Annotated in this window: 19 protein-coding genes, 1 tRNA gene, 1 rRNA gene and 1 pseudogene; 13 read left to right on the top strand and 9 right to left on the bottom strand. The window is 73.7% G+C overall.

From position 1 onward, the window contains the following. The first annotated feature begins 488 nt into the window (after positions 1–488). The 7 genes from ACGF07_RS05100 (at position 489) to ACGF07_RS05070 (ending at position 4,617) form a co-directional block, all read left to right on the top strand. Positions 489–749, top strand: a complete 261-nt coding sequence (locus tag ACGF07_RS05100; RefSeq protein ID WP_392895576.1) for a hypothetical protein — start codon at positions 489–491, stop codon at positions 747–749. Beyond that, positions 721–1,245: a DUF6879 family protein gene (locus ACGF07_RS05095; RefSeq protein ID WP_392895574.1), complete on the top strand. Its 525-nt coding sequence runs from the start codon at positions 721–723 to the stop codon at positions 1,243–1,245. The genes ACGF07_RS05100 and ACGF07_RS05095 overlap by 29 nt, the downstream gene beginning before the upstream one ends. Before the next feature lie 28 nt (positions 1,246–1,273). After that, positions 1,274–2,122, top strand: a complete 849-nt coding sequence (locus tag ACGF07_RS05090; protein WP_392895572.1) for a helix-turn-helix domain-containing protein — start codon at positions 1,274–1,276, stop codon at positions 2,120–2,122. A gap of 93 nt (positions 2,123–2,215) precedes the next feature. Further along, a complete protein-coding gene (locus ACGF07_RS05085) occupies positions 2,216–2,416 on the top strand; it encodes a hypothetical protein (protein ID WP_392895570.1) in 201 nt (66 codons plus the stop codon). Then, positions 2,413–2,625: a hypothetical protein gene (locus tag ACGF07_RS05080; protein ID WP_392895568.1), complete on the top strand. Its 213-nt coding sequence runs from the start codon at positions 2,413–2,415 to the stop codon at positions 2,623–2,625. Before ACGF07_RS05085 ends, ACGF07_RS05080 begins: the two co-directional genes overlap by 4 nt. Positions 2,626–2,945: 320 nt before the next feature. Then, positions 2,946–4,067, top strand: a complete 1,122-nt coding sequence (locus ACGF07_RS05075) for an NAD(P)-binding domain-containing protein (RefSeq protein WP_392895567.1) — start codon at positions 2,946–2,948, stop codon at positions 4,065–4,067. A 4-nt stretch (positions 4,068–4,071) separates the two neighbouring features. Beyond that, positions 4,072–4,617, top strand: coding sequence for an NUDIX hydrolase (locus ACGF07_RS05070; protein WP_392895565.1), 546 nt, complete (start codon positions 4,072–4,074; stop codon positions 4,615–4,617). A gap of 392 nt (positions 4,618–5,009) precedes the next feature. Here ACGF07_RS05070 and ACGF07_RS05065 read toward each other — a convergent pair whose 3' ends face one another. From ACGF07_RS05065 to ACGF07_RS05035, 7 genes are all read right to left on the bottom strand, one after another. Continuing rightward, positions 5,010–5,846 (bottom strand): hypothetical protein, encoded by an 837-nt coding sequence (locus ACGF07_RS05065; protein WP_392895563.1) that lies wholly within the window; start codon positions 5,844–5,846, stop codon positions 5,010–5,012. A 198-nt stretch (positions 5,847–6,044) separates the two neighbouring features. Next, a tRNA-Met gene (locus ACGF07_RS05060) sits at positions 6,045–6,118 on the bottom strand. Positions 6,119–6,203: 85 nt separating this feature from the next. After that, positions 6,204–7,583 (bottom strand): PrsW family intramembrane metalloprotease, encoded by a 1,380-nt coding sequence (locus ACGF07_RS05055; RefSeq protein ID WP_392895561.1) that lies wholly within the window; start codon positions 7,581–7,583, stop codon positions 6,204–6,206. 116 nt (positions 7,584–7,699) lie between these two features. Beyond that, positions 7,700–8,485, bottom strand: a complete 786-nt coding sequence (gene trmB, locus ACGF07_RS05050; protein WP_392896060.1) for a tRNA (guanosine(46)-N7)-methyltransferase TrmB — start codon at positions 8,483–8,485, stop codon at positions 7,700–7,702. Positions 8,486–8,585: 100 nt separating this feature from the next. Next, positions 8,586–9,821: an L-2-hydroxyglutarate oxidase gene (lhgO, locus tag ACGF07_RS05045; protein WP_392895559.1), complete on the bottom strand. Its 1,236-nt coding sequence runs from the start codon at positions 9,819–9,821 to the stop codon at positions 8,586–8,588. A gap of 452 nt (positions 9,822–10,273) precedes the next feature. Next, a complete protein-coding gene (locus ACGF07_RS05040) occupies positions 10,274–11,851 on the bottom strand; it encodes a TROVE domain-containing protein (protein WP_392895557.1) in 1,578 nt (525 codons plus the stop codon). 561 nt (positions 11,852–12,412) lie between these two features. Next, complete coding sequence (locus ACGF07_RS05035; protein ID WP_350745095.1) at positions 12,413–13,840, bottom strand: MFS transporter; 1,428 nt, start codon at positions 13,838–13,840, stop codon at positions 12,413–12,415. Between the two features lie 709 nt (positions 13,841–14,549). Between ACGF07_RS05035 and ACGF07_RS05030 the strand changes: the two genes are divergently transcribed. From ACGF07_RS05030 to ACGF07_RS05020, 3 genes are all read left to right on the top strand, one after another. Continuing rightward, on the top strand, positions 14,550–16,718 hold the full coding sequence (locus ACGF07_RS05030) for an asparagine synthase-related protein (protein WP_392895555.1): 2,169 nt from the start codon (positions 14,550–14,552) through the stop codon (positions 16,716–16,718). A gap of 225 nt (positions 16,719–16,943) precedes the next feature. Then, positions 16,944–17,465 (top strand): universal stress protein, encoded by a 522-nt coding sequence (locus ACGF07_RS05025; RefSeq protein ID WP_350745090.1) that lies wholly within the window; start codon positions 16,944–16,946, stop codon positions 17,463–17,465. Between the two features lie 96 nt (positions 17,466–17,561). Then, entirely contained in the window at positions 17,562–18,266 is a 705-nt protein-coding gene (locus tag ACGF07_RS05020; RefSeq protein WP_350745087.1) for a DsbA family oxidoreductase, read from the top strand. A 157-nt stretch (positions 18,267–18,423) separates the two neighbouring features. Here ACGF07_RS05020 and ACGF07_RS05015 read toward each other — a convergent pair whose 3' ends face one another. Beyond that, positions 18,424–20,661 (bottom strand): sigma-70 family RNA polymerase sigma factor, encoded by a 2,238-nt coding sequence (locus tag ACGF07_RS05015; RefSeq protein ID WP_392895552.1) that lies wholly within the window; start codon positions 20,659–20,661, stop codon positions 18,424–18,426. Between the two features lie 379 nt (positions 20,662–21,040). After that, the gene (locus ACGF07_RS05010; RefSeq protein ID WP_392895550.1) at positions 21,041–21,913 is read right to left on the bottom strand and encodes a TetR/AcrR family transcriptional regulator; all 873 of its coding nucleotides are present in this window, start codon (positions 21,911–21,913) and stop codon (positions 21,041–21,043) included. A 537-nt stretch (positions 21,914–22,450) separates the two neighbouring features. On the opposite strand from ACGF07_RS05010, the gene ACGF07_RS05005 reads away from it, so the two are divergent. From ACGF07_RS05005 to ACGF07_RS04995, 3 genes and pseudogenes are all read left to right on the top strand, one after another. Continuing rightward, on the top strand, positions 22,451–23,836 hold the full coding sequence (locus ACGF07_RS05005; protein ID WP_392896058.1) for an NAD(P)/FAD-dependent oxidoreductase: 1,386 nt from the start codon (positions 22,451–22,453) through the stop codon (positions 23,834–23,836). Positions 23,837–24,060: 224 nt separating this feature from the next. Beyond that, a pseudogene (locus ACGF07_RS05000) lies at positions 24,061–25,796 on the top strand (SpoIIE family protein phosphatase). 140 nt (positions 25,797–25,936) lie between these two features. Then, positions 25,937–26,029 (top strand): 16S ribosomal RNA (locus ACGF07_RS04995); the annotation flags it as partial.

Genomic DNA, 26,029 nt, shown 5'->3' with positions numbered 1-26,029 from the left:
TCCTGGCCGGGCCAACAGCCGGCCGAGGCCCAACCGGTCCACTCGAAGTCCACCAAGCCGCCAAATCCCCACTGTGGCAGCACGCCTGGAGTCGCCTATCCGTTCGCCCATCGTCCATCCGCCATGCGGCCGGGAGTGGTCCGGTCTGCGCGCCGAGCACTGCCCGGCCTGTCACGAGACGTTCGCCAGCACCCGGGCGGGCGACGCCCACCGCATCGGTCCGCACGGCGCCCGCATGTGCCTGCCACCGGCCACAGTCGGCCTCTGGCAGGACGACCGTGGACTGTGGCGCCGACGCCCCTACCGCACGTACTGAGCGCCCCCTTGCCCCCGTTCTGCCCTCGCTGGGCAGGACGGGGGCCCTTTGCCGTTTCGGGCGCGCCCCCCTTTGACTGACGCATGATCAACTTGCATGCCATCTTGACGATATCGCTGCTGTGAGTAATGGTCGTGCACATCCATGCAACCGGCACAGCACGGAGGGCACGATGGCACTAGAGTTCATCGGGATCGACCCCGAGACGCAGCAGCAGGGATCACCGACTGTCTGGGTGGACGCAGAGAAGAAGGAGCTCGTGTTCCTGGGCTGGAAGGCGTCTCCGGCCTTGAAGAAGCAGTGTGAACAGAACACGGCACCCGGGCACGCTACCGAAATCCCTGAGAACGAGGACGTGATCAGGTTCCCCGCGCGAATGATTCCTATTCTGAGGGAGGCGTGCGATGCCGCAGAGCGAGCCGGACTTCTTTGAGCTTCTGGAAGAGGCCAGGCACTCCGCAGTTCATCTAGAAATGCGTGATGCGTACGGCGTCGGAGACGAGTCCGAGGACTTCGACCGCTGGGTGACCTCTGGAAAGCGGGATTCTGATCCCACCTCTCCATACTGGGCTCCCTGGGTGTCCGTCATTTCTGAGACGGTGGCCCGGGGCGTCAAGGTTCGCCGTGCTCGTATTGTTTCGGAGCCGGTCACGGATTACATCCGGTGGGAGCATGCCGGCTCGGTCGTGAATATCGCGGCGGGCGAGGAGATTCGATGGCTCCCTCGTCGACTGGCATCCGGGATCGCGCTCCCCGGAAACGACTTCTGGCTCTTTGACGAGAAAATCGTTCTGTTCAACCACTTCACTGGAAACGGTGATTGGGCGGGGCAGGAGCTGAGCGCCGACCCGGACATTGCCCAGCTGTGTGCATCTGCTTTCGCGGCGGTGTGGGATTCGGGAATCCCACACGACGATTACAAAGTCTGACCCATCGAACATATCGGATAGCTAGCTCATGCCTTCATCTCCGTCATCTAGCGCTCAAGAAGCCCGCGAAGCCGTGGCGGCCCGACTGCGGGAACTGCTCCTAGATGCTGGGCTGACAGGGCGCGAGCTAGCTATCCGCTGTGGGTGGCATCCCTCGAAGTCCTCTCGGATTATGAACGGGAAAACCCCACCCTCTGACGCTGACATACGTTCCTGGTGTGAAGCGTGCGGCGCCGCTGAGCAGGCGGATGACATTATTGCGGCAAATCGCGCCGCGGACTCTATTTACGTCCAGTGGAAGAAATTGCAACGCAATGGCATGCGTCGAGCGCAAGAAGAAGTCGTTCCGCTCTGGGAGCGAACGCGCCAATTTCGTGTTTACGCTTCCAATGTCGTGCCGGGAATGCTTCAAACGCCGGGATATGCCACTGCCCTCATGGCCTCCATCACTGAATTTCAGGGCACGCCGGACGATGTGGCGGAGGCTGTAGATGCTCGTATGGCTAGGGCCCACGTGATCCGCGAGGGAAATCACCGATTCGCATTGCTGATGGAAGAAACCGTCCTGCGCTATCGAATTGGTGATTCCGAAGCTATGGCAGCCCAGTTGGGATATCTCCTCGCAGTAATGGCGCTTCCTCGGGTCAGTCTCGGGATTATCCCGTTTACGGCACCGCGTCGAATCTGGCCGTTGGAAGCGTTCTACATGTTCGATGATCAGCACGTAGCCGTGGAACTGCTCACCGCAGGAGTTAATGTCAAGACTCCCAGTGAGATTGCGGAGTACGGGCGAGCGTTCGAGGGGCTGGCTGCGCTGGCGGTCTACGGGGCGCAGGCACGGGCGTTGATCACGTCAGCGATTGAGTCGCTGGGGTGAATGCGTGCAATCTCGTGCAACTTTGTAGAGCTCAACTCGCCTAGCTCCCTAGCGTGTTGCTCATCGGTTCTGAGCAGTCGAGGGAGTGGCCCCATGGCGGTGAGCACCAACACCCGCAAGACGAAGACCCGCGCCGAGTACCGGGCCGAGCAGCGCCAGCGTGCTCCCGTCGGCGATGCGCTGGCCGACTACGACCCCGCATACGCCGCCAAGGCCATGGGACGAGGCATCCCGAAGGACTGGCCGTTCTGTACCTGCGGTGCGGACGTGTGCCCCGACAAGGGGGTTGCGTGACGCTGTACGAGATCGCCCGGCGCGTGCCCGAGGAACGGCACGAGGACGCCGACGCATGCCCCACCTGCCTGTGGCATGACGCCATGGCGCAGCAAGCGATTCAGGACCCCGACGGGTTGAACTACTCGCTCCGCACGGACGTGAAGATCCTCCGTCGCCGACACGCCGAGTCGGGAGAGTGCCTGACCCCTGGGCGCTCCCGTGGCTGACCACCAGGACGGCCGCCAGGCGGCCCCGGACGGCCCCCTTGAGGGACCGGAACCGGTAGACCCGTTCGAGTGGCTTCACGCCCACCCGTGGCCCCCGGAGCGGGCCAGTGCGCCCCGACCCCTGCTCACCCCGGAGGAGTTCAGCGAGGCCCCGTTGCCTCCCGAGGAACGCGCACGGCGGGCGGATCTGCTTGCCAGGCTGCGCGAAGCGAACCGCTCATGGCGCTGACGCGCCCCACAGACCCCCGTCCCGGTCGCCTGGGGAAGGATTCGGCCGGGACGGGTCTCCAGTGACAGCAGCGACAGAGAGGCAAGTCCCTGTGGAGACCTCAGAGCGTGCACGGCTGGAAACGTACTTCGGGAAGATCGCGCGGCGGTTCACGCCCCAGGTACTCCCGTCCTCGCTACTGGTGACGCACCTGCTGCCGGAACGCCCGTCGTTCGTGCGGGCGGTCGGCACGGTTTCCAACCTCCGGGCGGTCCTACCCAAGCCGAAGTCGATCGACACCGCAGCCCGCCGAGAGGTCGAACAGGCTTTCCCGTGCGACGAGTTGTCGCGGGAGCTGTTCGCCGAGCCGGACACGGCGGTGACCTACTTGGAGACCCGGGCGGCCGGCGAACATGTGGTGCTGCTGGACGTCGGCGGCTATTTCGCGCCAGTGATCGATGCGCTCTGCGGCCGGTTCTCCGGGACCGTCCTCGGGGTGGTGGAGGACACCGAGAACGGCCACAAGCGGTACGCCGAGCGGGACAAGCTGCCGTGCCCCGTCGTGTCGGTGGCCCGTTCACCGCTCAAGGACCCCGAGGACTTCCTTGTCGGCCAGTCCGTTGTGTTCTCGACTGAGGCGTTGTTGCGGGGCCGGGGGGACATTCTGCACGGCCGTCCGGCGCTGGTGATCGGGTTCGGCAAGCTGGGGTCGAGCATCGCTCGTCTGCTGCACGCGAAGGGGGTGCACGTCACCGTGTACGACATTGACCCCGTACGGCGCGCTCAGGCGCTCTCCCAGGGCTTCGGCGTGGCCCGGGACCGGGAGCAGGCGATAGCCGCTGCTGGACTCGTCCTGTGCGCCACGGGGGCGCTCGCGCTCAAGGGGGAGGACTTTCCGAATCTGCGGAACGGGGCCTACGTCGCCACGGTCACTAGCAGCGAGGACGAGTTGGAGTTGAACGGGCTGCCGGACGGCTACACCCGCAGCAGCTCCGGGGAGAACGTCACCCGGTACAGCACGACGGGCCACTACTTCTATCTGCTCAACAACGGAAACGCCGTCAACTTCCTCCATGGCGCATCAGTTGGGCCGTTCATCTACCTCGTACAGGCTGAGATCCTGGCAGGCGTGCGATTGCTCGCCCGGCGGGACCTCGACGCCACCATGCACGAAGTGCCCGGCGACGACCGGGCAGCCATCGCCGCTACCTGGCTCGACTACTACAACAGGTGATCCGATGCCCATCACGGCACAGCACGTCAGCGAGACCGTCACGGCCTACCTGGACGCCCACCCTGAGGAGAAGCCGGAGCTGTCGGCCGTCCTCGCCCTGGTGGACGCCGGAGTGGACGTGACCAGTCGGAAGGAATTCCGGGGGCACGCCACGGCTGGGGCCGTCCTGGTGGACCGGGAGGGTAAGGCGCTGTTCATCCACCACATGGCGCTGGACAAGTGGCTCACCCCCGGCGGGCACCTGGAGCCGGAGGACGACACCCTGTCCGGGGCCGCTCTCCGTGAGCTGACCGAGGAGACCGGCGTCAGCCCCGAGGGCATCACGCTGGCCGACGCCGCCCCCGTTCACATCGACGTGCACCCGATTCCGGCGAGCGATGCCAAGGGCGAGCCCGCACACCAGCACATCGACTTCCGGTTCCTCTTCCGCACCATCGAGGACAGCGCCGTCACGCTGCAAGAGGAGGAAGTGAGCGGCTACGCCTGGCGCGACGCGGGCTCGATCGCTGACGAGACGCTGAGGGCCCGCGTCCTGGCCGCCCTTCGCTGACCACCGACCGGCCCGGCCGCCTACGTCCCCCGCGAGGCGGCCGGGCCCCTGGCAGGGCCCCCGGGACCGGCTGCTTTCTGAACCGGCCCCGGGCCCAGCGGCTAACCGTTCCAGCACATGGCAAACCGTGGCGTGGACCGGCTGCGCTGGCCCGACATGCCGAACCCCCGGGTCCTCGCCTTGAGGATGTCCCGGGGGCTCAACAACTTCTGCGCGTTCCCGTCCGCCAAGCTGCGGCTAGGCCGTAACCTCGGCGGAGGCGCGCCCGAGCGAGTCAGACGCGCACACGTGCGCAGTTGCGTTTGTACTCAACTCAGGATCACCTCCTTTCAGTGTGGCCCCACCATAGGCAGGCCACCGCCGAGAGGGCAACGGATTTATCCGGGCCCCGATCAGGCGGTCTTGACCTGGTCCTTGAACTTGGAGAAGTCGATCGTGTTGTCGGCCGGCGGGGCCTGGACGGTCAGCGGCTTGTCGAAGTCCGAGAGGTCGATCTTCGTCTGGCCGTCCTTGCCCGGAGCCGTCTCGATGTGGAGCGGGTAGGGCTTGCCCTCGGTGGCGACGTCGATCGTGCCGTGCTCGCCCTGGGCGTTGGTGACCTTGAGGCTGAAGGTCTTCACGCCGTTGGTGGTGCCGGCGGACCCCTTCTCGACACTGGTGGCCGCCGTGTCGCCGCCCTCGACGATCTGCTTGCTGAACTCGGAGAGGTCGCAGAGGGAGGTGAACGGCTTCATCTCCGGGTCGTTGTCGAAGCCGGTCAGGTAGCGGCCCTTGAAGAGCTCGGCGGCCTTCGCGCCGTTCTGGCCGCCGATGGCGGTCCAGAAGGCGGCGTCCGGCTTCATGTAGGAGGCCGTGCCGTCGCGGAGGACCTCGACCTTGCCCATGCCGGGCACCGACATGGAGCCGGTGCAGCGGCCCTTGCTGTCCATGGCGAGGTTGATCTCCATCGTGCCGTCCTGGTCGACCATCGTGCCCGCCAGCTTGACCGCCGAGGCACCGGTCAGGGCGTCCTTGGCCTGCTTCTTGATCTCCTGCGCGGTCAGCTTGTCGGTGTCCAGCTTCGCCACGGTCGGGGTCGGGGTCGGCGTGGCGGTCGGAGCCGCGGCCGCCGCGGCGGTGGTCGCGGGCGCGGCGGCCTTGTCCGAGTCCTTGTTGTCGCCGCAGGCAGCCGTGCCCGCTCCCAGGAGGAGGCAGATCACGGCGGTGCTGACCAGGCGCTTCGACGGCATGAGGTGGTTCCTGTCCCGGGGCACGGCCGTGCCGCCCCCCAATCGGATGAAGTTTCCTCCGAAGTATGGGGGAGACCCCGGACAGCGGATCTTGGATTCGACCGCCGTTACCGGTTCGTGGCAGGACCGTGTTCCGGCCGTGCGCGGAAACCGCGAAGGGCCCGGAGGAAGAATCCTCCGGGCCCTTCGGCTACTGAGTAGCGGGGACAGGATTTGAACCTGCGACCTCTGGGTTATGAGCCCAGCGAGCTACCGAGCTGCTCCACCCCGCGTCGGTGAACACAACGATACGGGGAAGTCGCGGATATGGGAAATCGGTTCTCCTGGCGGCTCCGGGCGGGGCCTCGGCGCGCGGCCTCAGGGCGCTCCCGCGGGCGGTCGCCCGTGCCGTGGGGCGTGCCGGGCGGCGCGGGACCTCGCCCAGGCGGCGAAGCAGACCAGCGCGGCGAAGCAGGGCACCATCAGCATCCCGTAGACCATCAGGAACCCGTCCGTCCCGAGGTCGGCCGCGGCGTTCCAGGTCCCGTGCAGCACCATCGCCAGCAGCAGGCCGCCGGGTGCGGCCAGCCGGGCCAGCCAGCGCCGCCCGGTGGTCAGGGCGACGGCCAGGCCGATCCCGGTGAGCGCGGTGAACAGCGGATGGGCGAAGGGGGACAGCAGGGCGCGCAGCACGAAGGTCTGCACGGTGCTGTCGAAGTCCCGCAGGCTGGGCCGGTCGCCCAGGCCGATGCTGTCGAGCCGGTTCCGCTGGTCGGTGGTGAAGGCCCGGCCCAGGTAGAGGGCGTTCTCGACGAAGGCGAAGCCGCAGGCCGTCATCCCGCCGAGCACTACCCCGGCGGCCAGGGTGCGGGGCCGGGAGCGGCGGTGCGGGGTGCCGGGGGAGGGCGGGGCCGGGCGGAGGTACGGCAGTGGCCGCAGGTACGGGCGGAGCCCCAGTCGGCTCCGGGCGTGCGGCCCGGCCGGGCGGCGCTGGTAGGGGCGGGTGCGCCCCGGCGCGGGGGGCCGGTGCAGCAGTGGCGCGCAGGGGCAGCCGGTGCGGCGGCCGCGGCAGGACAGCCGTCGGCCGAGCGGCAGCAGCAGCACCAGCAGGGCGGTGGCCTTGGCGCTCTCCTCGATCAGCGGGGTGGCGATCCCGGTGCCGAGCAGCCGCCCGAGCGGGCCCGGGTGCGCGGTCAGGTAGTCGGCGGTCCAGTTGTTGGCGAGGATCGCGATCGTGGTGGCCGCGCAGGCGCCCCAGCCGAGGCAGAACACGGTGTGCCGCAGCGGCACCCGGGCGGTGAGGTTGAGCCAGGCCAGGCCGCCGAGCACGAAGGGCAGCGGCACCATCGCCAGGCCGAGGCCGACCAGCAGTCCGACCGTGCCGGTCTGCCGCTGGACCAGGTGCAGGATCAGCACCCCGCAGCCGACCAGGGTCAGCACGGCGGTGGCGGTGACGGCGGGCAGCGCCATCCCTCCTGCTCGGCCGGGCGGCCCGGCGGTCCCGGCGGAGCGTACGGCGGTCCCGGCGGGGCGTACGGGCTCCCCCGGCCGGCGGAAGCCGACGGCCGCGGTGGAACCGGCGGCCGCGGGCGCGGCGGTGGCGGGTGGTGATCCGGTCGGCCGGGGCAGCAGCCGACGGGCCCGGCGCTCCCGGGGCCCCGGGATGGTCCGGGTGTCACCGGTGCGCTGGACCGTCCCCGGTGCGTCGGCGGCGGCACGGGCGGACGTCCGGAACCCGCCGCCGGACGGGCTGCCCATGCGGCTCAGGGTAGGCCACGGCGCCCGTCCGTCGGGAGGAGTCGGGACGAACCGCTCGCGGGCCGCGCCGCGGACCGCTCAGCGGGCCGCCGCCCGTTCGAACGGCGGCCGGCGGTTCAGCGGCGGCGGAACAGCAGGTCGTGGACCACGTGGCCCTTGGCGATCCCGGCGCGCTCGAACTTGGTGACGGGCCGCCAGGCCGGTCGCGGCGCGTAGCCGGGGATGCTGCCGTCCGGGTGGTCCGCGGGCTCCAGCCAGCCGCTGCCGTCGCCCTCGGGGTGCAGGTTCTCCAGCTCCGGCGAGGCGGACAGCACGGCCAGCATCTGCTCCGCGTACGGCTCCCAGTCGGTCGCGCAGTGCACCAGGGCGCCGGGGGCGAGCCGGGGGAGCACCAGGTCGAGGAAGGACGGCTGGATCAGCCGGCGCTTGTGGTGCTTCGGCTTGGGCCACGGGTCGGCGAAGTAGACCCGCAGTCCGGCCAGCGAGGCGTCCGGCAGCATGTCGCGCAGCAGGATGACCGCGTCACCGGCGGCCAGCCGCACGTTCTGCGAGCCGTCGCGCTCCAGCAGGCCGAGCAGGTTGCCGTGGCCGGGGGTGTGCACGTCGGCGGCGAGGATGCCCATGGACGGGTCGGCGGCGGCCATCGCGGCGGTGGTCTCGCCCATGCCGAAGCCGATCTCCAGGGTGACCGGCAGGCCGCCGAACAGTTCCCGCAGGTCCAGCGGGCTGCCGTCGATGGCGATGCCGTACGTCTCCCAGCCGCGGTCCAGGGCGCCCGCCTGGGCGTTGGTCATCCGGCCCCGGCGCGGCTGGAAGCTGCGGATGCGCCGCTCGCGGTGCTGGGCCTCGGTGGCCTTGTGCGGGTACATCGGCGCGGGGTAGGCGGCCGGCGCGGCGGACATCCGGGCGGACGGCGATTGCTGGGGGATCGGGGCGGTGGCAGTCACAATCCCCCGAGTCTACGGGGCCGGGCGGGGCGCCCGCCGAGGTGTGTGACGGGGCTCATCCGCCCGCCTCCAGGGCGGCCAGCGCCCGGCGGGCCACCTCCCGGCCGATCGGCAGCGACGCCGTCGCGGCGGGGGACGGCGCGTTCAGCACGTGGACGGTGCGGCGCGGGGAGCGCGGGTCGTCCGGGTCGAAGCCGGCGAACGCGAAGTCGTCCAGCAGCGAGCCGTCCCGGGCCACCGCCTGGGCCCGTACCCCGGCGGCGGCCGGCACCAGGTCGGCGGCGGTCACCGCGGGCAGCAGGCGCTGGACGGCCGCGGTGAACGCCCGCTTGGAGAGCGAGCGGTGCAGTTCGCCGACTTCCTGGCGCCAGTGCCGGCGCAGGATCCGCCAGGTGCCGGGGAAGGCGAGGGTGTCGGCGAGGTCGCGCGGGCGGACGGTGCGCCGGTCGTAGCCCTCGCGGGCCAGCGCAGGCACCGCGTTCGGGCCGACGTGGACGTCCCCGTGGACGCCCCGGGTGAGGTGCACGCCGAGGAAGGGGAAGGCCGGGTCCGGCACGGGGTAGACCAGGCCGCGCACCAGGTCCCTTCGCTTCGCGGTGAGTTCGTAGTACTCGCCGCGGAACGGCACGATCCGCACCCCGGGGTCGTCCCCGGCCAGCCGGGCGATCCGGTCGCTGTGCAGTCCGGCGCAGTTCACCAGCACCCGGGCGCGCAGCTCCCCGTCCGCGGTGCCGACCGTCACGGCGTCCCTGCGTCTGGCCACCGTCCGCACCTCCGTGCCGGGCCGCAGGTCGGCGCCGGCCTCCCGGGCCAGCCGGGCGTACGCCGTCGCGACCGCCGGGAAGTCGCAGACGCCGGTCGTCGCGACGTGCAGCCCCGCCAGGCCGGCGACCTCCGGCTCGTACCGGGCGATCCCGGCCCGGTCCAGCTCGGTCACGGGGATGCCGTTCGCCCGCCCCCGCCCGGCGAGCGCGGCCAGCCGGGGCAGCTCGGCGGCGTCGGTGGCCACGATCAGCTTGCCGGTCACCTCGTACGGGACGCCGTGCTCGCGGCAGAACTCCACCAGCTCGGCGGCGCCCGCGACGGCGAAGCGGGCCTTGTACGAGCCGGGGCGGTAGTAGACGCCGCTGTGGATCACCCCGCTGTTGCGCCCGGTCTGGTGCGCCGCGAAGCCGGGTTCCTTCTCCAGTACGGCGAGCCGCAGGCCGGGTCGGGCGCTGGTCAGCGCGTGGGCGGTGGCCAGGCCGACGATCCCGCCGCCCACCACCACGACGTCGAACTCGCCTGCCACCTCGCGCTCCCGCCTGCCGCCCAAGCCCGCTGTCCGCCGCCGATGCTGCCATGAGGGCGGGCGGGGGTCGAGGGGGCCAGGAGGCGTTCGGTGCCGCGGCGCCGGCGTCACCCGGCGCGTCGGTCGGCCCGTGAAGGCTCCGCCGCGCGGGCAGGGGCCGGCCGGGGCGGGCGGCGGTGTGTCGCCGCCCGCCCCGGGTACGGCGGAACCACCCCCCGGTGGCTCCGCCCCTTCCGGCGGCGGGCCGCCGGGTCGAGGCGCCGGGCCCCCGACCCGGCGCCTCCGTCCCCCCTCGTGGCGCAGCCGCGATGCGGCGGATGCGGCGCCGGTCCCCCCGGCCCGCGCCGCGCCTCCCCCGGTGCCGCATCTCCCTGGCGCCGCATCGCCCCCCGGCGTCGCCAAGGGCTGCCGCACCGGTCCCCCGACCCGGTGCGGCAGCCGCCGCCTCCCGGCTACGCCTCCCAGGGCCACCCGGCGTTCGTCCCCGCCTCCAGCAGCGGGATCAGCCGGAAGGCCGCGTCGCTGAGGCCGCCGAAGGTGTGCCGGTTGGCGCCGCCGCTGGGGCCGTGGCCCTGGGCGTAGCCCGCCAGGTTCCAGGTGTAGACGGGCACGTGGGCCGGCACGGCGGCGAGCGGATCGCTGCCCCGGTAGCCGGAGCCGGTCTGCTCGTCGGTGACGATGACGACGCGGTCGTGGCCCCGGTAGTGGGTGCGGACGGCCTCGGCGGTGTTGGTGCCGCCCAGGCTGCTGAAACGATCCAGCACCCGCAGCACCGCCTCGCCCCGGCCGACCTCGATCACCCGGCTGGTGGTGCCGAACTCGACCAGGTCCGCCTCGGCCGCCCGGACCTTCAGCGCGGTGCCGAAGATCGCCGCCGAGTCGGCCCGGTTGAGCTCGGTCTGCGCGCCGGGCCGGTCGAACATCGAGCCGGAGCGGTCGACCAGGACCAGCGTCCGGCCGGGCAGCTCGGGCACGTTGGCGAGCGAGTGGGCGAGCGCCGTCTCCAGCGCGTGCCCCCACCGCAGCGAGGGGGCGTGCCGGTAGGCGGCCAGGTACCGGAACGGGAACTGGCGCGAGCGCCGAACCTCGCCCCGGTCGGAGATCCGCCGGGCCACCCCGGCCGCGACCTCGTCCGAGACCCCGGCCTTGTCGAAGTTGCGCAGGTTCCGCACCAGCGCCATCGGCCCCATCGACGGGATGACCGCCGCCCAGGCCGCGGCGTCCAGCGGCCCCTGGAGCCAGCCGGCCAGCGCCTCCCAGGTCAGCCCGGCGGCGGCCAGCCGTTCGGCACCGCCCTCGGCGGTCACGGCCGCCCGGCGCTCCTCCACCGGCAGCGCCAGCAGCTCGCGGTTGGCGGTCAGCAGCGGCAGGGCCGCGGGCGGAACGGCCTCCTCGGGCCGGTGCCGGCGGTCCAGCGCGTAGCCGAACAGCGCGCCCTGCCAGGGCTTGTCCGGGTCGGGCGCCGGGTGGGTCAACTCCAGGACGTCGCCGAAGCGGTAGCCCTTGGTCGCGGTGTCGTACTTGAGCAGGGAACGCGCGTCGTACAGCCGCCGCACCGCGTCCGCGACCCCGCGCTTGAGCGGCTTCGGCAGCGCTCGGCCGTAGCGCGAGGTCCAGTACGCGAGCAGCTCGCCGGGCTCGTCGGCGCGCCGCAGCACGGCGTCGACGGCCTGCCGGGAGTGGCCGTGGGCGCCCGCGTCCAGCCGGGCCCGGGTGAACTCGGCGGCGCCGACCAGCGCGGCGGTGCGCATCTGCGCCCCGTACCGCAGCCAGCGCAGCAGCCCGAGGGTCCACTCCGGCTCGGCGACGGCGAGTTCGCGCACCAGCGCGGTGTAGCGGTCGTCGCGGTCACCGCCGCGCTCGTAGAAGGTGTCCCGGCCGACCATATTGGCGACCGCCAGCAGGAAGAGTTCGGACTTGCGGTCCCGGGCGTGGCCGACACCGCCCTGGTGGGTGCGGCCGCGCTGCCCGGTCGTGCTCACCGGTGAGCTCGGACCGGCCTTGGCCCTGCGGAGATTGAACCTGGACATGCGACAGCCCCCCTCGGCCTGCTGACGGTGTGGACGGGAGGGAGGCATGCGGCCGTGGGGGTGCCCGAGATCGTGCCGGCCGTGGGACGGCCGACGTCGGCGGAGGTGTATGCCTTGTGCTCTACCGGACTGAGCTAGCGGCCGCGCTCGCGCACGGCCGCCCGGGAATCGAACCCGGGACCGCAAGATCCGAAGTAACCCCCGCCTGCGCACCGGGCACTCCGGAGCACAATGCCTCCCGAGATCAATTCGGCGGCGGTGTTTCGCGGGCTCGAACCGCAACGCCGGAATACCGGCGTCCACCAGAAGTAACCGCTGCCGTCGCACCGGGAGGTGCGGAATTCCTATTCACGTGTGGGTGTCCGGAGTTCGAGGTCGGCTGAGGTGACGATGCTGCTCTGCCGACTGAGCTACACCGGTACGGAATACCGGTGGCGGGACTCGAACCCGCGACCTGCCCATGAGGAGTGGAAGTAACCTCTGCCTGCGCACCCGGACGAGAGAGACCATAGTCAGGCCCCTCCCGCCGGTGCACCTGAATTACCGGCGGGTGCGCGCCGCTCACGCCGGAGCGACGATCACCGCCCGCGCCCGCTCCGTCAATTCCCGTACCCGTCGTTCACCCTGGAACGGCTCCAGTCGGCGCAGCATCTCCACCACGTACTCCCGGCTGCGCTGCGAGGAGATCCGGCCGGCCACCTCGACGGCGCGCTCGCCGGCGGCCACCGCGGCGTCCAGGTTGCCCGCCTCCGCCTCGGCCATCGCCGAGACCACCAGCCGCAGCCCGTGCGAGCGGACGAAGCCCTCGGTGGGCTTGGCCAGCGCCTCGCGGGTGAACTGCCGGACCTTGGAGGGCACTCCGAGGTCGCGGAAGCACTCGGCCGCGTCGGCGGCGAGGCGGTCGTAGGCGTAGAAGTCGATCCACGCCGGATCGGGATCCCCGGCGCGCGCTCGCTCGAGCGCGCTCTCCGCCGCGCCGAGCGCCGTCGCACACGCCGCCGCATTGCGGGCCTTCGCCTGGGCCCGTGCTTCCACCAGGTGGAAGAAGCTCATGGTCCGGGCGGTGGCCAGGCCCCGGTTGCGCTCCAGCGCGGCCTGGGCGAGGTCCACGGCCTCCTCGGCGAAGCCCCGGTAGCCGGCCTGGAGGCTCATCGAGGCGAGCACGTACCCGCCGAGCGGCACGTCCGCGGCGGCCCGGGCGAGTCGCAGGGCCTGGATGTAGTAGCGCTGCGCGGCTTCGTGCTGCCCGGTGTCGAAGGCCATCCACCCCGCCAGCCTGGTCAGTTCGGCCGTCGCGCCGAACAGCGCCCGGCCGACCGCGTCGCTGTACGAGGCGAGCAGCAGCGGTGCCGCCTCGACCCGCAGACACTCCGGCACCATCGACGAACGCCAGTCGCCGCCGCCGTACTTGGAGTCCCAGCGGCGGGCCTCCTGGGCGGCCTCGCGGAGCTTCGCGGCGTCCGACTGGCCGACCCGGTAGGAGGAGCTCTCGCTCGGCGAACGCGGCGCCTCGCGCGCCACCGAGCCGTCCGCCGGGTTGATCAGCCAGCGGGAGACCGGCGTCGCGTACGCGGCGACCGAGAAGGTGCCGGCCAGGCTGTCGCTCCAGCGGCCCCCGCCGGGCCCCCGGCGCAGGTCGAGGTCGACCCGGAACAGGTCGGTGGCGGACCGGACGGCATCGGCGACGTCGCGCGGGAAGGCCAGGCCGAGTTCGGGCGCCGGGTCGGTGTCGCCGAGGCCGATCTCCTCCAGCGGGACGGGCCGGCCGAGCTTGCCGCCGATCGCGGTGGCGATCAGGTGCGGGACGGGCCCCTGGGGGACCATGCCCTTGCTGACCCAGCGGGCCACCGAGGTCTTGTCGTAGCGCAGCGTCAACCCGCGTTGCGCACCGAGGTCGTTGACCCGGCGGGCGAGTCCGGCGTTGCTGATCTGGGCGAGGGTCAGGAGCGTGCCGAGCCGTTCGTTCGGTCCACGTGGGCTGACGGTCATGGTGGCGGCGGCACCTCCTGCGGCCTTGTGCGCGGGGCCCGGGCGGCACCGGGCCGTAGCTGCTGTACCTAGAGTAGTCGGACGCGTTCCGACGGTTAAGAGGCCGCATTCCGGATGGCGGGATCGCGCACCCGGCCGCACCGCGCCGGGCCGGTGCGGGAGTTGGTCCGGACCACCCGGAGCGGATCGGGCGCGTCACGCGCCGGAGCGTCGTGCTCCGGTCCCGTGTTCACGTGCGCCCGGGCGTGCCCCCTGGCCCGACCGGCTGCTCGGCGATTCGCTGGTGGTCGTGGGTCGGCCCGCCGTCGAGGACCCGGCGGGCCGGGGGATACCGCCGCTTCCATCCCCGCGGGCGGCGGCTGAGTCCGGGAGGGCATGCGGATGCCCTCCCGGGCTGGGCGACGCCTTTCGGCCATCTCGCGATGCCCATGTCAAGGCGTCTCCCGGGGCGGTCCGGGCCGGGGAGGGGGAGGCCCGGCCCGCCCGGCCCGCGCTGCCGGACGGCGCGTTCGCGCCGCGCGCCGAAACAGAAGCGGAACCACCGACACCGGCCCCTGCGCTGCCCGGTGGTGGCACGATGTCTCCAGACGGCGCGCCGGTCCCGAGGGCACGCCCGGACGCGCGTGCCGGACGCCCCGGCACCCACCCGGCCGCCCGCCCGGCGCCGGACGCGCCGTGCGAGTGCAGGTCCTCGTCCGGTGGAGGCGCGATGCGGTGGCTGACGGGCTGGAGCACGGGCGCGCCCGGAGCGGGCGCGCCGGCGTACGAGGCCCTCGCCACGGTGGCACCCATCGCCGCGCGCCCCCTGTGGACCGGCCCCAACCCGCTCTGGGCCGTGGGCGACTGGCGACCCGAGGAGATCCGCCTGGTCACCCTGCGCCCCGGCGCCCCTGCCGTGGTCAGCACCGGTCCCACCGCCCCCGACCCCGGCGAGGACACCCCCGCCACCAGCCGGCTCGCCGTCCTCGGCCACTGCGGCGCCACCGACGCCGAACTCGCCGCCGGCCTCGCCGCCGCCCGCGGCGGCGCCGTCCGCCACCTGACCGGATGGCCCGGCAGCTACACCGCGGTGCTCCGGGCCGGCACCCGCTCCACCCTGCTGCTCACCGACCTCGCCGGCGCCCAGCCCGTCTTCCACACCCCCTGGGCCGGCGGCACCGCGTACGCCACCGCCGCCCTGCCGCTCGCCGACCTGGTCGGCGCCCCGCTGGACACCGGCCACCTCGCCGCCCGGCTCGCCTGCCCGGAGTCGCCCGAGGCCCTCGGCACCGGCACGCCGTACCTGGGCGTCCAGCGGGTACCGCCCGGCCACGTGCTGGCCATCCGCGGCGGCCGCCCGTACGTCGACGCGTACGACGAACCGCCCGGCGCCGAACAACCGCGCGACGAGGCGCCGGCGATCCGCGAACTCACCCGCGCGCTGCTGGAGTCCGTCCGCTCCCGGGTCCGCACCACCGCCCCGGCCGCCGACCCCGCCGGGCGCGCCCGGCTCGGCGTCGACCTCTCGTACGGCACCGCCTCCGCCACCGTGGCCCTGCTCGCCGCCGCCGTACCGCTGCCGCCGGTACCACCGGTGTCCTCCGCGGCCGCCGTCCGGGCGTCGGCCGCCCGGGCCGGGAACACCGCCGCCAACGCCGCCAGGAACGGCGCCGTGAAGGGCTCCTGGGTCCGCGTCGCCGCCCACCAGGAACCTTCCGCCCCCGAGCAGTTGGCCGCCGTCACGCTCGGCGAGACCGACCCGCCGACCACCCTCGCGCTCGCTCCCGACACCCCCCGGCTGCGGCACACCGTGCTCGACCCGGGCCCCGACACCCTCCCGTACGCCGGACTGCGCGCCGATCCGCAGTCCGGCCGGCTCACCGACGAACCCGGCCCCGAACTGGTCACCGCCGCCCGCGCCGAGGCCCGCTTCGAGGCCGGCGGCACCGACCACCTCACCGGCTACGGCGCCCGCCAGGTGCTCGACGGCCACCCGGCCCGGCTCGCCGACCTGATCCGGGCCGGCCGGCCCCGCGAACTCCTCCCGCCGGTCGCCGCGCTGGCCGGTGCCGACCGGGCCGCCGCGGGCGTCCTGGCCGGAGCGCTGCGCACCCCGCTCACCGTGGTCCGGGCCGCCCACCGGCTCTCCCGGATCCGCTACGCCGAGGCGCTGGACGAGGCGGCCGCCAAACTGACCGCCCGGCACGTCCCGGACGGCGGCGGCACCGCGGGCGACCGCTCCGCCGTCGACCTCGCCTGGTGCGTCCCCGGCCCGGCCGCCCGCTGGCTGTCCGACGAGGCGCTCTCCGCCGTGGCCATGAGGCTCCGCCTGGCGGCGCGCAAACCGGCGCCCGCGGAACACCCGGGCGCGCACCGCGCCCGACACGCCCTCTACCGGCAGGCACGCTCCTACCGCACGCTGGTGCACGCCGCCGAACGGCCCGGCCAGCGACTGCACGCGCCCTTCCTGGACAACCAGGTGGTCCGCGCCGCCCGGCTGCTCCCCGACGACGTGCGCCTCCAACCCGGCGCCCGGCACGCCCTCCTGCGCGCCGTCCTCACCGGGGCCGGCCGCACCGACCTGCCCCCCGACTGGGGCCGCGGCCCCCGCCCCGACCGCACCGCCCCCACCCGGGCCGGCCTGCGCCTCGCCGCCGACGGCCTCGCCGAACTCTTCGACGCCCCGCTCCTCGCCGAAGCCGGCCTGATCGACCTGCCCGCCGTCCGCGCCGGACTCGCCCGCTCCGCCGACCCCGCCACCCGGCTCTCCCCGGCAGCCCTGGCCGGCCTCGCCGACCTGGTCTCCACCGAACTCTGGCTCCGCCGCCTCCGCGCCCGCCGGCACGGCGCCTGCTGGACCGGCCTCCCGCACCCCCGGCGTCCGGCGCTCACCTCCTGAGGCCCCGCCCCCGCCGGCGCGCCGCCCCCGCCGGGGGGCGCCTCGCCGGGTCCTCCCTCGGCACCCACCGAACGGTCCGTCCACTCGGGCGCCCGTCCTCCGCGCGGCCGACCTCGCCACCGCGTCCGCCCCCGACCCCCGCCGCCCGGCGCGGCTGGCTCCCGGGGTCGCACGGGGCGGGTGATGATGGCGGGACTGTCGAGTCCAGGGCGAGGGGAGTGCGTGGTGGCCGGTGTGAGCCCGGGGCAGGACGTTCCCGTGGTGCTGTCGGTGCTCGGGCGTCCGCCGACGGGGCGTCCGCCCGGGGTGCTGGCGGCGTGCGACGGGTCCGACGGCTCGCTGTGGGCGCTGGACCGGGCGATGACCGAGGCGGAGTCGTTCGGGTTGCCGCTGTACGTGCTGGCCGTGGTGAACCCGGCGCCGGCCGGATACCCGCCGGGGATGGCCGAGCTGGTGCAGGAGAGCGTGGAGACGCTGGTCGAGAGCATGGCGGACGGGCTGCGCCGGGCGGTGGGCACCGTGCTGCGGCAGCGGGCGCGGCCGTTCGCGGGGGAGATGTCGCTGCACGTGGTGCTGGGCAATGTGATCGAGGTGCTGCTGGAGGCGTCGACCCGGCAGCACACACTGGTGATCGGCACCCGCGGCAACGGCGGCTTCGCCCGGCTGCTGCTGGGCTCGGTGAGTTCGGCGGCGGTGCACCACGCGGCCTGCCCGGTGCTGGTGGTTCCGGCGCCCCCGGAGGCCTGACCAGCGGAAAGGGCCCCGGTGCCGGGAATGCACCGAGATGGTTCATCGTTCACCCATCTCGTACATCCCTCCCGAGACGCCCCTGGAGCCCCCGCCGTGAAGGTCGAGATCTGGTCCGACATCGCCTGTCCCTGGTGCTACATCGGTAAGCGCCGCTTCGAGCAGGCCCTGGCGGACTTCCCGGGCAAGGAGGACGTCGAGGTCGTCTACCGCCCGTACCAGCTGGTCCCGGACGCGCCCGCGACGGCGAGCCCGCACCGCGCCTGGCTGGCCGAGCGGTACGGCCCGCAGTCGGTGGCGATGGACGCGCGGGTGGCCGAGCTGGGCCTCGCCGAGGGCATCACGTACGACTTCGACGCGGCCCTGCACGCCAACACCTTCCTGGGCCACCGCCTGCTGCACCTCGCCGAGACCGAGTACGGCGCCGAGGCTCAGGGGCGGCTCAAGGAGGCCCTGCTGAAGGCGCACTTCAGCGACGGCGTGGACGTCGGCGACCGTGCCGCGCTGACCGACGTCGCGGTCGCGGCGGGCCTGGACCGCGAGCGGGTGGCCGCCTACCTGGCGGGTGACGAGGGCTCCGCCGAGGTGCGGGCCCAGTTGGCCGAGGCCCGTGAGCTGGGGATCACGGCCGTGCCGACCTTCGTGTTCGAGGGCAAGTGGGCGGTCCAGGGCGGCCAGGAGGCCGAAACCTTCCGCAAGGTGCTGGAGCAGGTCGCCGCCGAGATCGGCGAGCGCCGCCCCGCACCGGTGCAGGTCGCCCCGGCGGGCGAGGCCTGCGCGGACGGCGCCTGCGCGATCTGAGCCCGTCCGGCCCGGGTCTCCGCGGTCCGGGCCTCCGCGGCCGGGGCCTGCGACGGCCCGGCCACGTCCGGTCAGGCCGGCCCCACCCGGTCCGGGCCCGGTGCCGCCCAGGGCGGCCGCCCCGGCGCCGCCCCGCCGAGGCCCGCGCGGGGAGCCGTCAGGAGCACCGGAAGCGGGCCTCGGCCCAGTCCGCGACGTTGAGCGCGGACCAGACGCCGTGCACCGGCGTGACCACCAGCTTGATCGACTTCCGGCCGGCCAGCGGCACGTGCACCGGGACGGCGTCGTCCCCGGCGGCGAGCGTGCGGGAGGTCCACAGCGTGCGGCCGTCCTCGCCCTGGACGGAGAACACCACCCCGCCGGGGGTGGGCGTGGCGTCGTCCACGCCGGCGACCGCGTCGAAGGACGTGCAGCTGCGGTTGAGGTCGATCAGCGTGGTGGCCGGCGCGTGCACGGTGATGACGTGCGGCAGGTACTCGCCGCCGATCCACGCGCCGTCGCGCTGCCAGAACCCGTTGCTGCCCGTGCGCCGGATGCTCGGCCCCTCCGGCGGGGTCCGGTGCTTGCCCGGCTTGGCCACGGGCAGGGAGTCGCCCCAGAAGTCGGAGGGGGCGGGCGGCGAGGGCGGGGTGATCGTCGGGGTCGGCACGGTCGGCGGCGTCGGCGTCGGGACGACCGGCACCGCCGGGGTGGGCACCGGCGGCAGGGTGGGCGTCGGGATGACCGGCGCCGGGATGCTCGGTGCGGGGGCCGGTGTGCGGGTGGGCGGGGGCGGCGTGCTCTTCGCAGCCGGGGTGACCACCGGGGCCCGGCTCGGCCGGGGCGACGGCGCCGGCTTCGGGACGGCGCTGGCGCTGGGGCTCGGCGCCGGCGGCTCGGGTGCCGGGGCGGCGCTGCTGGGCGCCGGGGTCGGGGTGGGGGTCTGCGCCACGGGCTGCGCCGGTGCGGGCGCGGCCGGCGCGGAGGTGACCGGGGGAGCGGCCGCCGGGGGCTCGGGCTCGGACGAGCCGGTCAGCGCGTACGCGGCGACGGCGGCCGCGGCCACCGCCACGGCGGCGGCGATCCCGGCCTTGGCGGCGCTGCCCAGGCCCTCGCCGGCGACCGCACCTGCTGCGCTCCCGCCGGACGCCCCGGACGCACCCGAGGCCCCTGCGGCGCCTGCGGCGCCCGCGGCACCTCCGGAGGATCCGGCGGAGGCCGCTGCCGTGCCAGCCGCCGTCGCCCCGCCGATCGCGGCCGCGCCGCCCACGGCGGCCGCGGCGGCGCTGAACCCGCCGACCCCGACCCAGACCAGCACCCCGCCGGGCAGCAGGGCGCGCAGGCCGGTGTTGATCTCGGTCAGTTCCAGACAGGCCGCCGTGCAGCGGTCGCACTCCCTGAGGTGCCGACCGACCTCCGCCGAGGCCCGTTTGCGCAGCGAGCCGCGCGCGTACGCCCCGAGCCGGTTGGCGTACGCCTCGCAGGCGCTGTCCTGGCTGCCGGAGACGTGGGCCTGGAGGAAGCCGGCGGCCAGCCGGTCGCGGGCGCGGTGGGCCTGGACGGCGGTGGCGTTGGCGGTCTTGCCGAGCATCACCGCGACGGTCTTCGGCGACTCCCGCTCGACCTCGGTGTGCCAGAGCACCACCCGGTCGTCCTCGGGCAGTTCGGCGTAGGCCTGCATGACCATGCGCTGGTCGGCCAGCGCCATCGCCCAGGCGTCGGCGCCGGGGTCGGCCAGGTCGAAGTCGACCACGGCGGCCGAGCTCTGGGCGAAGACGCTGAAGTCGTCGACGAGTTGCTCGCGCCGCTCGCTGCGGGTCCACGCGGCGGCGACGTTGCGCACGGCGGTCAGCAGGTAGGCGCGGACGGCGAACTCCGGGCCCTTGCCCGCCTTGAGCGCCTGGAGGGTGCGGGCGAAGACCTCGCCCGCGAGGTCCTCGGCGGTGAAGCTGTCCCGGCAGCAGGTGCGCGCGTAGCGGCGCACCGAGTCGACGTGCCGGCGGTAGATCTCCTCGTACGCGGTGTCGTCGCCGGCCCGGGCCCGGGCGGTCAACTCGGCGTCGGAGGGCGGGCGGTCGCCGTCCACCGGGTCGGCGGGGGCGGGCACGGTCGGCCGGGTCGAACGGGCCGGGCGGGCGTCGCCGACGAAGGCCTCGGGGGCGACGCCGCCCCGGCCGGCCGGGGCCTGGCCCGGTACCCGTCCGGTCGGCAGGGCGGCGGCCGAGGCGGACTGCGACTCGCGCCCGGGCAGGCCGGCCTGGTCGGGGACGTATCCGGCGCCCGAACCTCCTGCGGAGCCGGGCCCCTGGCCGACGCCCGCCCCACCGGAGCCCGCGGCGGAGCCGTCGGCGGTGCTACCGGAGCGCCCTCCGAAGTCGAGGCCGTACCCGTAGTCGTTCTGTTCCTCGGCGCTCACAACGGACCCCAGATTCCACGACAGCCCCCGAAGTGTGGCAGGGCGCGCGGGAGTGCGTGGGCGCACGGTTCACCGGCGTACGGCGCCGACGGCGCGCGAAGGGCGCGCATCGGGACATTGGCTCCAACCACGGGCAAAGGATGGCATAGCGCAGGGAGGGGCGGTAGCCGGACCGGCCGGTACCCACTCTTCCGAGGGGCCGTCGCGGATGTGTTCGTCCACCGCGTGGAGACGGGTCGCTCGACGCCCGCATCCGGCGCGCGTGCCCGGGCGCGCGCCGGTCCCTCGCCCAACTCCCTTGCCGGCCGGGCACGTCGACCGCACCCGGTCGACGAGGCGACCGCGGCCCCGCCCGTCGGAGCCGGCCCGCGAAGGGCGTTCAGCGAGCCCGCAGCCCGTCCAGCAGGATCTGCAGCAGCCGGTCCGACGGCCCGGCGGCAGGTTGACCGTCCGTCTGGGGAACGACTGCCGTGAAGCCGGCCGGCGTCGGCGCGGAAACCGAGGGGCGCACGGCGTGTACCGGCACCGACGCCGTCAGCACCAGCACCACGTCCGACACCGTGACGCCGGGGCGCAGTTCACCCGCCGCACCGGCCCGCGCCACCAGGGCGGCCAGCAACTGCAGCAGCAGCCGGGGATCGGCGTCCGCCGCCGAGGGCTCGGCCGCCGCACCGGACCGCGCCTCCTCGCCGCGCAGGTCGAAGCGGACCGACGCCGGCGGTTCTGGCGCCCGTTGCTCGGGCACCCGCCCCAGCTCCTCCGCGTACCGGAAGGCCTCCGGCGGCAGCAGCCGCCCGGCGCCGGTGCTCACCGCCCTGGCCAGGTACCCGGCCAGGGCCTCCCAGGCGCCGTCGCCGCCGTACAGCGACTCCCGCGCCTGCGCCGTCAGCCAGGCCACCTCCTCGGCGGCGATCCGCTGGACCAGCACCTCCTTGCTGGGGAAGCGCCGGTAGACCGTGCCGACCCCGACCCCGGCCCGGCGCGCGACCTCCTCCATGGGAGCGCCGTAGCCGAACTCGCCGAACACCTCCCGGGCCGCCCGCAGCACGCTCTCCAGGTTCCGCCGGGCGTCCACCCGCAGCCGGGCCCCGGGCATCGGCGCCGCGGCCGACGCCGGATCCGCCCGGTACGGAACGGCCGCGTAGGGCATCCCGCCCGGGGGCAGGTCCAGCGGACCGCGCTGTTCCGGCACCGTGCCCTGCCCGGCGTGCGGTGCGCCCGCCCGGCCCAACACCTGCTCCTGTTCCATCATCCCAACTCTCCCCCGCAGGCGTCCGAACCCGGACCCTGTCGTCGCCCGCCCCTGCACCCCCCGGTGCAGCTCAGCCCGTCAGAAATGACCCGATGAACCATCGTCAGTGCCGCCCGTCCCGTTCCGGTGACCACGGTCGTGCCGCCGGGCCGCCCTCACGTCCGGCTCGGCGCGTCGGCACCGACCGGGGCCCTGTCCGGGGACTACCCTTCCCCGGATGACCGTCCCCCAGTCGGGTTCTCACGCCAACGCTGGAACTGGCCGTGATGGCCGCTCCACGGTGCGTCGCCGCCGATTGTCATGGCGGTGGCCGCTCCGGTACACAATCCGACCATAGTTCACGCCTGTTCGCGGCCGAAAGTGCGTCAGAAATTCGTCCAGCAAGGACAACTGGGCACGCCCGCCCCTCCAGTCGCAAGCCGCCCCGTACGGACTGTGGACAAGACCACCCCGGCCGGTCCTTCATAGGGGGGCGTGACGGGGGACACCCCCGGCCGCGGGGCCGGGGCGGAACGTCACATCGGCAGGAGGTGCACCATCAGGATCCTGATCGTCGGCGGAGGCTGCGCCGGGACGGCCACCGCCCTCCACCTCCAGCGCGGCCTGCGCGAACGGCTGCGGAGCGGCGAGGTCGAGATCACCGTCGTCGAGCCCCAGGCCTACTTCACCTACCACCCGCTGCTGGCCGAGGTCGCCGCCGGCTCCATCGACCCCCGGCACGTGGTCGTCCCGCTGCGCCGGGCGCTCCCGGACTGCCGGGTGGTCACCGCCCGGGTCACCAGGATCGAACACGCCGCCCGCCGCGCCCTGGCCGACGCCGCCGGCCCCGGCGGGTCCCCCACCCCGGTCGAACTCCCGTACGACGTCCTGGTGGTGGCCCCCGGATCGGTCTCCCGGACGGCCCCGATCCCCGGCCTCGCCGAACACGGCCTCGGCTTCTCCACCGTCGGCGACGCGGTCGGACTGCGCAACCACGTGCTGGAGCAGCTCGACCTGGCCTCCGCCACCCGCGATCCCGCCCTGCGCCAGTCCGCCCTCACCTTCCTCTTCGTCGGCGCCGGCTACGCGGGCGTCGGCGCGCTCGCCGAACTGGAGGACATGGCCCGCACGGCCGTGCGGGACTACCACAACGTCCGCGCCGAGGACCTGCGCTGGGTGCTGGTCGAGGCGACGGACCGGATCCTCGCCGAGGAGTCGCCCGAACTCGCCGAGCACACCCTCGGCCAGCTGCGCGAACGCGGCGTCGACGTGCGGCTGCGCACCACCCTGGAGTCCGCCGACGGGCAGGTCGCCGTGCTCTCCGACGGCAGCCGCTTCGGCGCCCGCACCCTGGTCTGGACGGCGGGCGTGCGGCCCTCCCCCCTGCTGCGCGACACCGACCTGCCGCTGGACACCCTCGGGCGGATCCGCTGCCTGCCCACCCTCCAGGCCGTCGGAGCGGACGGCCGGGCCCTGCCCGGCGTCTGGGCCGCCGGCGACTGTGCCGCCGTACCCGACCCCGACGCGGGCGGTGCGCCCTGCGCGCCCAACGCCCAGCACGCCTTCGCCCAGGCCGAACTGCTCGCCCGCAACATCGCGGTGGCCCTGGACGGCGGACCGCATGCGCCCGGCCTCGCCGCGTACCGCCCCGGCCCGGCCGCCTGCTCGACCTCGCTGGGGCCGGGCCGGGCCGTCGCCCACACCCGGCGCGGCGGCCGGCTCACCGGGCGGCGGGCCTGGTGGCTGCACCGGGCCCGGCACCTGCGGCGGCTGCCGAGCGCCGAGCGGCGGGTGCGGGTCCTGATGGACTGGGTGCTGGGCGGGGTCTTCTCCCGCGAGGTGGTCTCGCTGGGCGCGATGGAGCACCCGCGTTCGGCCTTCGAGGGCGGGTTCGACACCGGCCGCAGCAAACCACCCGACACGGCGCCGGACGCGCCACGGTGAACCGCCGACCGACGAAGGAGCCACCTCCGCGGAGCGAGGCCGCCGCCCCGAGGAGACAGGCCGCCGCCGCCCCGCGACGACGGATCCGACGGCCACGCCGGGCGGGCGACTTCCGGAACCGGCCCTCCGCCTGACAGGATCAGCCCGAACTGGTCATTACCCCGTGTGCTGTCGTGCACACAAAAAGTGATGATATGCCTGGAAAACGAGGAAGCGGCCGTCGTTTGAACCTCATGCGCTGGAGCGCCCGGCTCACCGGAGTCCCCTGGCGTGCCGCCCCACCCACCGGGGCCGGCACCGACGAGGGCACGCCCTCCACCGATGGCGTCGTCGTGCCCAGCCCCCGCGATCCGACCAGCCCCGCCACCGCAGCCGAACTCCTCGACCCCCACAAACCCCAGAACCTGCGCGAGGTCCTCAACCGGATCCCCGCGCCGGTCGCCGTCACCTACGGCCCGCTCCACCAGCTCGGCTACGCCAACCGCGCCTACCGGGAGCTCTTCGGCGACCGCCCCACCGGCCGGCCCGCCGCCGAGGCCCTCCCCGAACTCGCCACCATGGGCGTCCTGCCCCTGATGGACCAGGTCATCCGCGGCGGCCGCCCCCGCAGCGTCAAGGCCCGCTGCATCCTCGGCCTCACCGGCAACCGCTACTACAACGTCTCCTGCGTCCCGCTCGGCCCCGGCGACGGCGGCGACACCCCCACCGAGCGCCCGACGGCCGGAGTCCTGATCTTCGCCGCCGAGGTCACCGACCAGGTCCTCGCCGCCGCCCGGCTGCGCGAAGCCGAACGCCGCCAGCGCGAGGCCGCGGTCACCCTCCAGCGCAGCCTGCTCCCCCAGAAGCTCGACCAGCCGGCGGACCTCCGGGTCGCCGCCACCTACCAACCCGGCGGAGCCGAGGCGGCCGTCGGCGGCGACTGGTACGACGTCATCGCCATCGACGGCAGCCGGACCGCCCTCGTCATCGGCGACGTCATGGGCCGGGGCCTGCGCGCCGCCGCCGTGATGGGCCAGCTGCGCACCGCCGTGCGTGCGTACGCCCGGCTCGACCTGCCCCCGCACGAGGTGATGCGCCTGCTCGACGGCCTCGCGATGGAGATCGACGCCAACCAGATCGCCACCTGCACCTACGCCGTCTGGGACCCGCACCACCGCAGCCTCTCCTACGCCTCGGCCGGCCACCTCCCGATGCTGCTGCGCTGCCCGGACGGCACGATCCTGCGCAGTGAGGAGCAGAACGGCCCCCCGCTCGGCACCGGCGGCGGCCTCCACGTCTCCCACACCCTGCGCCTGCTGCCCGGCACGACCGGCGTCCTCTACACGGACGGCCTGGTCGAGCGCCGGGACGAGGACATCGACCAGGGCCTGGACCTGCTGGCCCGCACCCTCGCCGGCGCGGTCGGCGCCCCCGACGTGGTCTGCTCCCGCCTGCTCCGTGCGATGGGAGTGACCTCGGAGCACGACGACGACGTCGCCGTCCTGGCCTTCCACCTGCCGTCCGAGGAGAGCGCCGAGAATCCGGTTGCGGCGCTTGACTCGGCCTTCCCAGAGGTCTAGTGTTCTTCGAGCTGCCTGGCAGGGAGCACCGGACACGCATCGGCGCGGACGGTCCCGGGGTAGCCAATCCTCTGAAACACACTTCCGGTTCGTGCCGGTCGTTTCGCTTTGCGCGGTGCGGCTCGGTGCTTATTCGGCATGCTCGTTTTATCGGATTGCGGCCGATTCGCTTTTCGGAGCGGGGATCGGCTAGAGTTTGGAACGTCGGACGGGGCGTCAAACCCCGGAAGACACCAGCGAGTTGGATGAGGGAAGCGCCGGAAACGGAGCGGAAAACATCTGATAAGCTGGAGACACGAAAGAACGAAGCGCCCGGAGGGCCCGCTGGAAGGCGGCCTGAAGGAAGTGTCCGTTCCTTGAGAACTCAACAGCGTGCCAAAAGTCAACGCCAGATATGTTGACATCCCCGGCCTCGATCATCTGATCGGGGTTGGAGATTCCTTTTGAAATAACACTAGCGAGGACGCAGTGCGCGGGGCCGCCTTATTCCGGTGGTTGCCGTGCCGCTCAACGCGGGTGTCGACCGGATGACCGGTAAACATTCACGGAGAGTTTGATCCTGGCTCAGGACGAACGCTGGCGGCGTGCTTAACACATGCAAGTCGAACGGTGAAGCCCTTCGGGGTGGATCAGT

This window comes from Kitasatospora sp. NPDC048194, from assembly GCF_043202455.1.
Classification (GTDB): Bacteria; Actinomycetota; Actinomycetes; order Streptomycetales; family Streptomycetaceae; genus Kitasatospora.
Note: the sequence above shows the minus strand (reverse complement) of the source record. Positions and strands in the feature narration are given on the sequence as shown.